Below are 13,182 nucleotides of genomic sequence, written 5' to 3'. Positions count from 1 at the left end.
CTAACGTTGGTGACTTTGAATTATATTTTGAACGGCACCCACGATCATGGCGAGAGACTTGGCGCCCGGATCAGGTGTTCCAAGGCTCTTCTCGGCAAGCGGGCGGGCGCGCCCAATCTGAGGGATCATGTCTGCTGTTGCCTCGGCCGCTTCGGCGGCTGCCGCAGAGGCTTTGTCCCAGGCGTTTGCCAAATCATCACCGCTGCTGACCTGCTGCTCAAGCGTTTGACTGAAAGGGATCAGTGCATCGACCAGTGTCTTGTCACCAGCCTTGGCTTTGCCAAAGCTCATGACATCTTCTTTGGCTTTGATAAGTGCGCGAGCGTAATGGTCAGCTGTTGGCTTGTCTTGGTCGCCGAAAGTAACGCTCAAGGCGTTAAGTATGACGCCCCAGATTGCTCCGGACGTACCGCCTGCGCGGTCAGCCCAGGCCTTTGCGGAAAGATTTAACAAGGTGCCGGCGCCGGCATTGCTGCTTAGCGCCTTGTTGGCGGCCTCTGATGCTGCCACGGCGCCGCGTTGCATGCCGATACCGTGATCTCCATCTCCGGCAATGGCATCCAGGCGTCCGAGCTCATCGACATGGTCATCGATGAGTTGGCGAATGGTGCTCAGAGCCTCGCTGATGCAATGGGCGGCTTCGCTAGAAGCCTCGCTGGCCGGGGGGATGGTGTCCTCAACTGGGGTGTCGAGCTTGGATCCATCGATCTGGGCGACCGGTTTCGAGTTGCCCTTGCGGTAGGCCGGGCTATCTACAGGCGCCCGCCACAAGCGCTCAAGCTCATCGTCGAGCCAGAACAGGGTCAACGATGTGCCGGCCATGTCCAGACTGGTGACCAGTTCTCCGACCTCTGGCTCGACGATTTCGATGCCTGCTTCTTTGAGGAGCTGATTTACGCGGCGGTAGACAACGAATAGCTCTTCATATTTGATTGCGCCCAGCCCGTTCAGCAGGACAGCTGCCCTTGAGCCGTTAGCACTGACGAGGACGTCAGGGACTTCCTTGAGCAGGTGAGAGACCAGTAACTCCGCAAGTTCGTCTGCACTGGGTACTTCCTGTTCGCTGATACCCGGCTCGCCATGAATGCCCATGCCGACGGCCATTCTGTCCTCGGGGACATGGAACAGCGCGTCGTCAGCTCCCGGAAGGGTGCAGCCATCGAAGGCTACGCCCATTGAGCGGGTGCGCAAATTTGCGGCACGAGTGACTCGGACAACTTCTTCCAACGAGTAGCCTTCTTCTGCGGCAGCGGCGGCGGTCTTAAATACAGTCAAGTCACCGGCAATGCCGCGTCGCTTCTGTAACTCATCAAGGCTGGCACTGGAGATGTCGTCAGTGACCGCCACAATCTCACAGTGAATCCCCTCACGAAGCAGGCGCTCGCGGGCCTGGCCGAAGTGCAGCACATCCCCTGCATAGTTGCCGAAACTTAGCAGTACTCCACCACCATTATTGGCTGCTTTGCAGACGTTATAGATCTGTTGGGCAGAAGGTGATGCAAACAGGTTGCCTATCACTGCACCGTGGGCCAGCCCCTGCCCGACAAGGCCGGCAAATGCCGGATAGTGACCAGAACCGCCGCCGATAACTACGGCGACAGTTCCCTTTTCGCTACGCGTGTTGCGGATGACACCGCCTGGAACCTGGCAGACGTGTTGCGCATGTGCAGCGATGAAACCTTCGATGGCTTCCTCGACGAATTTCACAGGGTCGTTATGCAGACGTGTCATGACCGACGCTCCCGGTTGATGACTTAGCTTGAAGGCCCCTTTCGGCGGAGTGTGCTATCCGTGAAATTGGATTTTCTATCAAGATAATTCGTTTTGAAGATTTGATCTGATGTTGTTCATATGATTTTGCATTGTGTTAAGGCCCATCATAGCGATGGAAAAGGCCATAGATATGCGACTTTGGTGGTGTCTTTGGGGATTTCGTTGAGTGTGATCAGCGGTTTTAGCGTGTTTGTCTGCGTTTACATTCCTGCTTACGAAATTTTTCATGCGCTCTTCTCGGTGTTTTTGATCATGTGTAACCTTATTGTTCATATGAGCGTTTTCGGTCTAGGATGCTGGTGTGGGTTACCGCGGCCCGGTGGTGCTGGGTATCAATATCGAAGTTAGCAATGAGAGGTGAATATGGCGGAGAAGTGGAAAGTTGCTCTCGGGTGTGATGAAGCGGCCTATGACATGAAGCAGGTACTGGTCGCGCACATCGAGTCATTGGGGTACGACGTTGAAGATTTCGGCACTCATGACGCCAAGCCGGTGCTGTATCCCGATGTGGCCCTTGAGGTGGCGCAGGCGGTCTCTGAGGGTCGGGTTGATCGCGGTGTACTGATATGCGGTACCGGGATAGGAGTGGCGGTTTCCGCCAACAAGGTGCCGGGTATTCGCGCGGCGCAGGCGCATGACACCTATTCTGCGGAGCGTGCGCGTAAGAGTAACGATGCGCAAATCGTCACTATGGGGGCTCGTGTCATTGGGCTCGAGTTGGCCAAAATGATTGCTGAGACCTTCCTGTCTAGTGAGTTTTCGGGTGGAAGCTCCCAGGCGAAGGTTGATCGCATCGCAGCATATGAGCGCGATGGTCGCTGAGCCCTATCTTCGGCGCGCTAAGCCTATTGAAATGCATGATCAGGTTGGTCAGTGATGATCATATGTTGCGTATTATGATCATCTGAGTGCTAGTGAATTTCGCCTGTTGCTAACAAGGTGGCGCCTGAATTGTGAATTTATCCATGCATGTTAGTGAGTTGGCGGCATGCCCACTAAAGTCTAGATTGCGTCATTGTCTTTCGTGACCTTTACTCATGGCTAAATGCGCTATACATATGATCAGTCAAATTTCATATGCACCCTAGGTGCCTATTAGGGTAGGCGCCATTTCAGAAGCCTGATGCTGCAGGCCTCCAATTACCCAAAATCATAATCAAGTCAGGAGAGGTGCCATGAAAATCACCAAAGCCGGTATGGTGTTGGCGTTAAGTGTGCTGACTTCCGTAACGCTTGCTACTACAGCTCAGGCGGCCGATAGCCCGGGAACCAAAACTGCCGATAGCTACCGTTTCGTGGTGGTGCCCAAAGTGGTCCATCCATGGTTCGATAAGGTCAATAATGGCGCTCAGCAGGCCGCGGCGGCTATTGAAGCCCAAACCGGTGCTGAGGTCGAAATTCAGTATTCTGCCCCCCAAAGCGCCAGTGTCTCCGAGCAGAATCAGATCATCGAACGTGCTATTGCCACGCGTCCAGATGGCCTGATCGTGGACCTGCTGGATCCTAACGGCAACCGTAGTGTGCTGCGTGATGCCAAGAGCCAGGGAATCCCGATCACATTGTTCGACTCTAGTAATCCGGACGGCATGCACCTGACTACCGTGGGTAGTGACTTCTGTGAGCAGGCCAATATGGCAGCCAATCGTTTGGTGGAGCTGCTCGATGGAGAGGGCCAGGTGGCGATTATGATGGGTGTCCCCACGGCTCCCAACCATGCCGAACGTGCGCGTTGTGCACAGGAAGTATTCGATACTGCAGAGGGTATCGAGGTTGTGGCAACGGGGGTCGACAATGACGATATCAGCACGGCGCAGCAACAGGCTTCTGCGATCATGCAGGCGAATCCCGAGCTTGATGGCTGGGTAGCCTCTGATGCTGCTGGACCAATTGGTATCGGTCAGGCAATCAAAGAAGCTGGCAAGACAGACAAGGTCAAGCTAGTTGGCCTCGATGATCTCAGCCAAATGCTGGAACTTATCAAGGAAGGCGTAGCGGATTCCTCCTCAGCATCACGTCCCAACATGCAGGGATATTGGGCGGTAATGAACATGTGGCAGGACTCCACCGGCGCCGTCACACCTAATCATATCGATACCGGTAATGTGATGATCACGCCGGATAATGTCGACTCGTACAACAAGCAGTAAGGGTTGCTGCTGTTGTTCTGTCACGTCTGTTGATGACCCATGACAGGCCTGAGTCGAGTTCGGGCGCTTCCCGAATGGCGTCCGAACTGAAGTGGTAAGGGGGATCTGATGGCTTATTTGTATGTAGACCACGTAGGCAAGACCTTTCCTGGAGTGACGGCGCTGGATGATATCGAGCTCGAAATCGAGATGGGCAAGGTGCATACACTGGCTGGGGAGAATGGGGCAGGTAAGTCGACGCTGGTAAAGATTCTGACCGGTACTGAGCGTCCAACGTCAGGCAGGTTGATAATTGACGGCGAGGATGCTGCTGAACATTCGCATCTGTATAAGACCGTTGCCTATGTGCCTCAGGAAATCAACCTCTTCACTAATTTGACAGTGGCCGAGAACCTATTCATGCCTTTTTCCCGCTCGCATCATGGCGGCATGATCTTTCGGCGCCGCCAGTTGGAGCGGGAAGCACAATCCTGGATAGAGCGTTTCAATATCGCTGCCCAGCCTAGCGATAAGGTGGGCAACATCTCGATTTCCGACCAGCAGCTTCTGCAGATTGCGCGAGCCTGCACCAACGAATCGATGAAAATTTTGATACTCGATGAGCCGACTTCATCATTGACGGAAACTGAAGTCGAGCGAGTATTTCGTGTAGTGCGCGACGTGGTGGCGAAAGGTTGTGGGGTAATGTTCATTTCGCACAAATTCGATGAGATGTTTGCGATCAGTGACACTATAAGTGTACTTCGTAATGGGCAGAAGGTTGATACCCAACCCGTTTCACAGCTGGATGATAAGCAATTGGTTAAGCTGATGTCCGGTCAGGAAATTAAGACCGATGCTCAGCTGCAGCCGGATGAGAGTGATAGCGCTCATGAGGTTCTGCTCGAGGTGGTCGGATTAAGCGGTAAGAGGTTCGAGGACGTTTCGTTTCAACTGCAACGCGGCGAGATCTTGGGTTTTGCCGGGTTGGTGGGTGCCGGCCGTTCCGAAGTCATGCAGACGTTGTTCGGGTACCTTCCCGCCCGTGCCGGTACGTTACGAGTCGAAGGTCAGGAATGGCAGCTCGGTAATACAAGTAAGTCGGTTCATAATGGATTATTTTATCTTTCCGAAGAAAGAAAGTATCACGGTATTTTTCCTGGGCAGAGTGTGCGCCGAAACATCGGTATGGCACTGTTTAGCGAAACCGCAGTAAGAGGTTTTATTGATTCTCGTAAAGAACGTGGGCGAGTCAGCGCGATCGTCCGCGATTACGATATCAAGACGCCGACACTTAATAAGGATATTACTTTTTTATCCGGAGGGAATCAGCAGAAGGCGATCATTGGCCGGGCCATGGCGTGCAACCCCAAAGTGCTCATTTTTGATGAGCCTACCAAGGGAATCGACCTGCGTACCAAGATGGAGATTTATAGGTTGATGAAAGAGCTTGCCGAACGTGGCGTCGGTATCATTTTAGTATCGTCGGAGATGGATGAGCTCCAGCGCTGTGCCAATCGAATTATCACAATGTATGAAGGGCACATTAGTGGTGATTTCAACATTGAGAACGCTACTGGTGCCGACTTGGTTGGTGCCATTCATGGCCACGGAGGAGATGGTGATGCTGCGTAAATTAATGGGATTCATGGTCAGCAACCCTCTCAGTGGGGTGATTAGTGTTCTAGTGATCATATTGGTCTCCGCATCTATTTTATCAGAGAACTTCCTCAATAGTTATAACTTGGTTATTGTCTCCAGGACACTAGCATTTATTGGTCTTATTACCATTGGGCAGTCGATGTTAATGATTCTCGGTGAGCTGGATCTTTCCTTGGGAGCTATTGGTGGTTTCTGTGGTGTTATCGGTGGGATCATGATGGTAAACATGGGGATTAACCCATGGCTATCTTTCGGACTCTGCCTGGTGATCGGAACCCTTTTCGGGGTAATAAATGGCTTACTGGTTACGCTTTTGCGCTTGCCATCGTTGGTGCTTACTATCGGCATGGCGGGTGTTTATGGGGGCCTTAACCTAGTTATCACTAAAGGGGTGGCGATTACAGGGATCCCTGCCGACATTGGCTTTATGGGTAGTGGCACTTGGTTAGGTATGCCGGTTCCGTTCTGGGTCATGTTGGTATTCTTGGCGCTGGCTTGCTTCCTCACCTTGAAAACACCTTTCGGGCGCTATATGTACGCGGTAGGTAGTAATCTTCCCGCGGCACAGATGCTGGGCATTCGTACCGATAGAGTACGCGTTGGTGTGTTCGCTTTCGCCGGCTTCTTGGCGGCGTTGGCTGGTATGTTGATGGTAGCGAGACTGGGGTCGGCGCAACCCTCGATCGGTGACTCTTGGGTACTGGGCCCAATTGCTGCCGCGGTCATTGGTGGTGTGCCTACGACTGGCGGTATTGGTACACCATTGGGGGCGATCTTTGGTGCGGCGATCATTGGTGTAATCAAAAACATCATCGTACTGATTGGGGTGTCGCCTTACTGGCAAGCGATGGTTACGGGTGCCATCGTGGTTGTCGCTATCGCACTTGACTCGATCTCGCGGCGCTACTTTAAGCGAGATTGATTCCGATATTAGTCAATCTTGGGCCAAGAAGTTGGCCCTGTTTGAAGGAAGGCTCGATAACGAGACTAAGTTAGAGTGACAAGAATAGGGGGAGGTATGTTTAATAATAACCAATTTCGATTTTACGTGACGCGTGCTCACTGGTTGTGCTTGGCATTACTTGTTGTCGCCGTGTTGATAATGCCGATGCTGGCGAAGCAGGCTCATGCCAATGAGCAGCCGCTGTCTTCTTCTTTTACGGGCAAGGACAATTACCGCTTTGTGATTGTACCCAAGGCTGTAGCGCCTTGGTTTGATAGCGTTAATGAGGGGGCGCAGCGAGCGGCGGAGATGATTGAGGCGCAAAGTGGTGCTGATGTAGAAATTGAATACAGTGCACCGCAGCAATCCCAAGTGGCCGTCCAGAATCAGATTCTTGAACAGGCTATAGCGACCCGGCCGGACGGTATTGCCGTAGATCCTTTAGACGCTAATGCCAACCGGGCCATTCTTCAGGAGGCGCTCGATCAGGGCATCAATGTCGTCATTTTTGATTCGCCCGCACCGGAGGGGTTGGAGGTCAGTAGCGTCGGCAATGATTTTTGTGAGCAGGCCAAAATTGCCGCTCGGCGGCTAGTTGAGAGGCTTGGCGAGAAAGGCCAGGTGGCCATCATGATGGGTACGCCGACAGCGCCGAACCACGCTATTCGCGTGCGCTGCCATAAAGAGGTGTTTGCGCAGCACCCCGATATCCAGGTTATAGGCACCGCGATCAATGATGACAGTATTGCCAAAGCTCAGCAGCAGGCTGCCGCTCTAATGCAGTCGAACCCAGAGCTTGATGGCTGGGTCGTGTCGGAAGCTTCCGGCCCCATTGGTGTAGCTCAAGCGATCAAGGAAGCTGGCAAGGTTGGCGAGGTCAAGCTAGTTGGTCTGGAAAAGCTCCCGGAGATGCTACAGTTGATCGAAGAGGGGGTTGCTGACTCGTCCGTTGCCAATCGGCCCGAAGCACAAGGGTATTGGACCGTACAGGCCCTGTGGCAGCAGTCACTGGGGATCAAGCCTCCCGACTACATGGATACCGGTGTCGATCTAATCACTCGGGATAAGCTTGACGACTTTCAGTGAGTTGTGGGCAGAAAAAGTCAGTTCTAGCCAGCATCGGCAAGAATGCCGAGACGCTTTTGAGCTTGGACGCGCCTTCGCCGAAGAGTGCCATCACCTTCGGGGGAGGTTTTCCCTTGCCTTGAGGAAGTGGCCATGTAGTAGCTGCACATTGTTTTATGTGTGCCGCTAAGCAGTCTCCCTCGTGCAACAATGTATAAGGTAGCAGGAAAAAGGCACGGTCGATTGGCCGTGCCTTTTGTGTTCTAAAAGGCTGAGAGGCCGAGCAGACTCAGACCGCCGCGTCGTCGAGCAGTTGCTCGGCTTCGGCGACGACGTTGTCGACGGTGAAGCCGAAGTGCTTGAACAAATCGCCAGCCGGCGCGGATTCACCGAAGGTGGTCATGCCGACGATGCGTCCGTCGAGTCCCACGTACTTGAACCAGAAATCGCGATGCCCGGCTTCGATGGCCAGGCGTGCGGTGACGTTACGCGGCAGTACTGATTCGCGATAATCGGCGTCCTGAGTGTCGAAGGTGTCGGTGGAGGGCATGGAGACCACGCGCACGCGCTTGCCGGCGTTTTCCAGCTCGGCGGCGGCGTCCATCGCTAGCCCCACCTCGGAGCCGGTGGCGATGAGGATCAGCTCCGGCGTGCTGTCACAGTCCTTGAGGACGTATCCACCGCGCTCGATGTTGGCCAGCTGCTGCTTGTCACGGGCTTGATGGGGCAAGCCCTGACGCGAGAGCACCAACGCCGAGGGGCCGGCCTGACGCTTGAGCGCCGTGTCCCAGGCGACAGCAGTTTCCACGGCGTCGCAGGGGCGCCAGGTGGAGAGGTTGGGCGTCGAGCGCAGCGTAGTGAGCTGCTCGATCGGCTGGTGCGTCGGACCGTCTTCGCCCAACCCGATGGAATCATGGGTGAAGACGTGGATGACTCGTTGCCCCATCAGGGCGGCCATGCGCACGGCGTTGCGCATGTATTCCATGAAGATCAGGAAGGTGGCGCCGTAGGGCACGAAGCCCCCGTGCAGGGCGATGCCATTCATGATGGCGGCCATGCCGAACTCGCGCACGCCGTAGTGCAGGTAGTTGCCGCTGGGCTCGGACTGCGTGATGGCCTTTGCGCCTTTCCAGAAGGTCAGGTTGGAGGGCGCGAGGTCGGCGCTGCCGCCCAGCAATTCGGGGAGTTGCGGCCCGAGCTCGTTGAGGCACGCCAGCGAGGCCTTGCGCGAAGCGAGGCTTTCGCCTTTTTCCTGAGCGTCTTCGATCAGCTTTTCGCTGGTCAGCGCCGCCGGCAGTTCACCCTTGAGGCGGCGTTCGAGTTCGCGGGCTTCTTCCGGATAGGCCGCCTGATAGCGCGCGAAACGCTCGTCCCAGTCGGCTTCGGCCTCGCGGCCGCGTTGGGTGGCGTCCCAGGTTTGATAGATGTCTTCCGGCACGTGGAAGGGGGGATGCTTCCATCCGAGCTGCTCGCGGGCAGCGGCGACTTCGTCTTCGCCGAGTGCCGCGCCATGGCTCTCTTCCTTGCCTTGCTTGTTGGGCGCGCCGAAGCCGATGATCGTCTTGCAGATGATCATGCTGGGCTTGTCGTCGTTGGTACGGGCCAATTCGATGGCGGCTTTGACCGCCTCGGGGTCGTGACCGTCGACATTGGGGACCACATGCCAGCCATAGGCTTCAAAGCGCTTGGCGGTGTCGTCGGTGAACCAGCCGTCGACCTCGCCATCGATGGAGATGCCGTTGGCATCGTAAAAGGCGATCAGCTTGCCCAGCCCTTGGGTCCCGGCCAGCGAGGAAACCTCGTGCGAGACGCCTTCCATCAAGCAGCCATCGCCGACAAAGACATAGGTATAGTGGTCGACGATGTCATGGCCGGGGCGGTTGAACTGCGCGGCCAAGGTGCGCTCGGCGATGGCCATGCCCACGGCGTTGGCCAGCCCCTGGCCAAGCGGACCGGTGGTGGTCTCGATGCCCGGGGCGTAGCCGAGCTCCGGGTGGCCGGCGGTTTTCGAGTGCAACTGGCGGAAATTCTGCAGGTCTTCCAGCGAGATGCCGTAGCCCGTTAGATGCAAAAGCGAGTAGAGCAGCATCGAGCCGTGACCGTTGGAGAGCACGAAACGGTCACGGTTGGCCCAGTGCGGATTGGCCGGGTTGTGCGCGAGGTAGTCATTCCACAGCACCTGCGCGATGTCGGCCATGCCCATGGGGGCGCCGGGGTGGCCGGAGTTGGCCTTTTGGACGGCATCCATGGATAGGGCACGAATGGCATTGGCCATTTCGAAACGGGACGGCATTAGCTAGCTCCTCGCCTGCGGCATCGGGTAAAGCGGCGTAGGAAAGAGCCCCGGCGCGTGAGCGCGTCGTCGGTTTTACTTACTCTTTCCTACGCCGCCGATATCGAGCGCGGGGCGCCGCTTGTGCGGGCCCCGGGATTCGGTTGGGTATTGTCGCCGAGAAGCCATGTGGCATCAAATGTCGGAGGTGGCCATTGACCGGTAAGTGCCCATCGACGCATCCTGCCATGCGTGTGGTCAGCGTATTACCGCCTCGTGAAGGCATCCGGCGTTTCGAGCACCGAGGATTTCTGACGATGAACGGTCAAGCCTTGATCAATCGATAAACGATTTCCGCCTCATCCAACGCGGCGCGATGCTCGGCGGAAAGCCCAGCATCGATCAGCACCAGGTCGAATTCTGAGAGATCGGCCAGTCGGTGCAATGCGCTATGGCCGAATTTGGCGCTGTGAATCAGCAAGATACGCCGCTCGGCCGCTGCCATCTGGGCGCGTTTGATTTGGGTCACTGCCGGATCCTGCACGTAAGCCGTGGTGCCGAGTATGGCTGACGCAGAAAGCACCGCGACGCTGGCCCGCAGATTGGCGAGCGTCTGCTCGCATAGCAGGCCGAACGTCGCGTTGAAGCGTGGCTGGTAATCTCCGCCCAGAGTGATCAACTTGATACCGCTGGCGGCCTTCAGGCGACCGATGCTTTCCAGGCCGTTGGTGATCACGGTCAGCGGTTCGCGGGTGGGCAGCAGTGAGGCCAGCTCGCTGGCCGTGGTGGAATCGTCGAGCATCACCGCTTGGCCAGGCGCGATCTCTTCCAGTGCTGCTCGGGCCAGCGCCTGCTTCTCCCGGGCCGCGATATGCGAGCGTAGCGCGAAGTTGCTTTCGAACACGCTGGAGGAGCGAGTGGTGACGCCTCCGTGCTGCTTGTTGACCATGCCCTGTTCGGAAAGCGAGTCGAGGTCTCGATGTACCGTCATGCGGCTGACGCCGAACCGCTCGGCCAGCTCGTCGACCTGCGCCGAGCCGGCTTGAATAAGGTAATCCAGCATCGCCTGGCGACGTGCCGGTGCGCCCTTGATGTGAGCCTTGGTACGGGGCGCAGTGGTATCGAGCGAGGTCATATTTCTCCCGTGGCGAACGTAGACGCTGGCAATAGAGCCGGCACAGCTTACCTCAGCCTGCTGATCCTGGAGAATTGGATGTGTCAGGCGTGGTCAGTGATCAGCACGACCTTGATCGAATCACGCTGGGCGGCGATTTCGAAGCCGCGCTCGAAATCGGTCAGCGGAACTTGGTGCGTGACGATGCCATGCGTCGTCACCAAGCCTCGAGCCAGCAGGCTGATCGCCACCGGGTACGTGTGTGGTGAAAGATGCGAGCCGCGAATATCCAGCTCTTTGCGGTCACTGATGGTCGACCAGTCGACGGTGGTAGGTTCCTTGAACACGCTGAATTCGACGAAACGGCCGAGCTTGCGCAGGGCTTCCAATCCTTGGGCCACGCCACTCGATGAGCCGGTGGCGTCGATATAGACCTCACAGCCGTAGCCACCGGTGAGTGCCCTTATCTCCTTGGCAATGTCGTCGCGGTGCGGATTGAAGCCGTGATCGGCGCCGTAGTCACGGGCCAGCGCCAGGCGGTCGTCATGAGTGTCGACCAGAATCAGCTGTTTGGGCGTTTTGAGCTTGGCTAGCTGGACCATCGCCAGGCCGATCGGTCCGCCGCCAGCGATCACTACGGTATCGTCGAACTGGATGTCGGCCCGATTGACGGCGTGGATGCCGCAGGCCAACGGCTCGAGGAAGGCAGCGTCCTCGACGCTCAGGCGTGGATCGACCGCATGCAACACGGCATTGGCTGGCACGCGTAGATACTCCGACATGCCACCTTCGGCGACGCCGCCTTGAAAGCCGAAGATGTTGTGCACCTCGCACATCCAGTAGTGGCCGCGCTGACAATAGAAACACTGTCGACAGGGCAGGATCTGTTCCGGCACCACGCGGTCACCCAGCGCAACTCCGAAGTGTGCTTTTGCGCCTTCGCCCATCGCGACCACTTCACCGGCGAATTCATGGCCAACGGTCATCGGCGGTTTGACGAAAGGCGGGAAGCGATCTCCGTCACCCCAGTACATGGCGGCGCCATCGCGGCACTTCAGATCGCTCGAACAGATACCGCAGGCCTGGATCTTGAGAACCAGTTCGCTCGGGCCGGGTTGAGGCGTCTGTACGCGCTCCAGGCGATAGTCGCCGGGGCCACGGCAGACCACGGCTTGCATGCTTTCGGGAAGCGTCATGATGGTCTCCTGAGCTGGCATATGGGAAGTGCGCAAGCAGGTTGCTGATTCACAGGTATTCTTCGACGTTGTTCTGGTCGATGAATACATGCCCGGTGTCGATGTACTCGGGCACCTCCGCGCCGTTGGCACGCTGCCAAGCGCTGATGATGAACCAGTAGCCCATCATTCTCGGCCGCAGGGCGGAGGTGGAGTCGATCACGCCTTCTTGGATCAGATCCAAGGTCTGGTTGAGGTCGTCGATACCGACGATCTTGACCTGACCTACCTTGCCGGCTTCCTTGACCGCCTGGCCGATGCCGATGGGGCCGGCGGCGTTGGAGGGCACCCAGCCGTCCAGGTCGGGATGGGACTGCATGATCGCAGCGGCCTGGTTCTGAGCCGTGGAGATGCTGTCGTTGTCGACGCCGGTGGCGACCACTTCGATGTCGGGGTAGCTATCGAATACCGCCTGACTGCACTTGGCACGCTGCGCATGGTTGGAGGCGGTCGGTACGCCCATCATGATCGCCACGTTGCCTTTCTGATCTAGAAGCTCGACCAGGCGTTCTGCCGCGACCTTTGCTTGGGTGCAGTAGTCGCTGCCGACGACGGGCAAGTGCATATCCTCGATCCCCTTGTCGTCGATGACCGAGACGGGGATTTCCTGATCCAGGGCTTCGCGGACCACAGTGCGGTTGCCGGTGGGGTCGAGCAGGTCGGTGATGATGGCATCGGGACGCGTGGCTATAGCGCGCTCCAGGATCTGATTCTGTTCAGCGACGCTGGCACTCTGCGGAGCAGTGTATTGAACCGTCACTTCGGCGCCGGTCAGGCGGTGGATTTCCCGGGCGGCTTCCTGTGCACCTTCGTTGAGCTGGTCGAACCAGGGGTGAACGACCTTGGGGACCACGACGAAACGATATTCGCTCTGGGCATTGTCGGCATTTGCCGTGGTGGTCGTGGCGGCGATGGAGGCCGTGCCGAGAACGAATGGCAGCGCGTGCAAGACGTTGCGAAGTATGGCGTTGGGCATGACGGCGAACTCCTGT

At 57.0% G+C, this 13,182-nt stretch carries 10 protein-coding genes; 5 read left to right on the top strand and 5 right to left on the bottom strand.

Annotated elements, in window-relative coordinates; translation table 11 throughout:
- Positions 1 to 1,731, bottom strand: coding sequence for a dihydroxyacetone kinase family protein (locus SR908_RS06395; RefSeq protein ID WP_246925597.1), 1,731 nt, complete (start codon positions 1,729 to 1,731; stop codon positions 1 to 3).
- A 405-nt stretch (positions 1,732 to 2,136) separates the two neighbouring features.
- Between SR908_RS06395 and rpiB the strand changes: the two genes are divergently transcribed.
- The 5 genes from rpiB to SR908_RS06370 all read left to right on the top strand — a co-directional run bounded on the left by rpiB (position 2,137) and on the right by SR908_RS06370 (position 7,590).
- On the top strand, positions 2,137 to 2,595 hold the full coding sequence (gene rpiB / locus SR908_RS06390) for a ribose 5-phosphate isomerase B (protein ID WP_246925585.1): 459 nt from the start codon (positions 2,137 to 2,139) through the stop codon (positions 2,593 to 2,595).
- Between the two features lie 353 nt (positions 2,596 to 2,948).
- The gene (locus SR908_RS06385; protein ID WP_246925582.1) at positions 2,949 to 3,920 is read left to right on the top strand and encodes a substrate-binding domain-containing protein; all 972 of its coding nucleotides are present in this window, start codon (positions 2,949 to 2,951) and stop codon (positions 3,918 to 3,920) included.
- Between the two features lie 108 nt (positions 3,921 to 4,028).
- Positions 4,029 to 5,534 carry a sugar ABC transporter ATP-binding protein gene (locus tag SR908_RS06380; protein WP_246925567.1) on the top strand — a complete coding sequence of 502 codons (1,506 nt, stop codon included), beginning with the start codon at positions 4,029 to 4,031 and terminating at the stop codon, positions 5,532 to 5,534.
- Positions 5,524 to 6,483, top strand: a complete 960-nt coding sequence (locus SR908_RS06375; RefSeq protein WP_246925564.1) for an ABC transporter permease — start codon at positions 5,524 to 5,526, stop codon at positions 6,481 to 6,483. Before SR908_RS06380 ends, SR908_RS06375 begins: the two co-directional genes overlap by 11 nt.
- 96 nt (positions 6,484 to 6,579) lie before the next feature.
- Entirely contained in the window at positions 6,580 to 7,590 is a 1,011-nt protein-coding gene (locus tag SR908_RS06370; RefSeq protein WP_246925561.1) for a substrate-binding domain-containing protein, read from the top strand.
- A 268-nt stretch (positions 7,591 to 7,858) separates the two neighbouring features.
- Here SR908_RS06370 and tkt read toward each other — a convergent pair whose 3' ends face one another.
- From tkt to SR908_RS06350, 4 genes are all read right to left on the bottom strand, one after another.
- A complete protein-coding gene (tkt, locus tag SR908_RS06365) occupies positions 7,859 to 9,862 on the bottom strand; it encodes a transketolase (protein WP_246925544.1) in 2,004 nt (667 codons plus the stop codon).
- 304 nt (positions 9,863 to 10,166) lie between these two features.
- Positions 10,167 to 10,976, bottom strand: coding sequence for a DeoR/GlpR family DNA-binding transcription regulator (locus SR908_RS06360; RefSeq protein WP_246925541.1), 810 nt, complete (start codon positions 10,974 to 10,976; stop codon positions 10,167 to 10,169).
- Between the two features lie 83 nt (positions 10,977 to 11,059).
- The gene (locus SR908_RS06355) at positions 11,060 to 12,151 is read right to left on the bottom strand and encodes an alcohol dehydrogenase catalytic domain-containing protein (RefSeq protein ID WP_246925538.1); all 1,092 of its coding nucleotides are present in this window, start codon (positions 12,149 to 12,151) and stop codon (positions 11,060 to 11,062) included.
- 49 nt (positions 12,152 to 12,200) lie between these two features.
- Positions 12,201 to 13,166 (bottom strand): substrate-binding domain-containing protein, encoded by a 966-nt coding sequence (locus tag SR908_RS06350; protein ID WP_246925535.1) that lies wholly within the window; start codon positions 13,164 to 13,166, stop codon positions 12,201 to 12,203.
- Between the last annotated feature and the right edge of the window lie 16 nt (positions 13,167 to 13,182).

Source organism: Chromohalobacter canadensis, from assembly GCF_034479555.1.
In the GTDB taxonomy this organism is placed as follows: domain Bacteria; phylum Pseudomonadota; class Gammaproteobacteria; order Pseudomonadales; family Halomonadaceae; genus Chromohalobacter; species Chromohalobacter canadensis.
The sequence above is the reverse complement of the archived record's forward strand: the minus strand, read 5'-3'. Positions and strand labels throughout refer to the sequence as shown.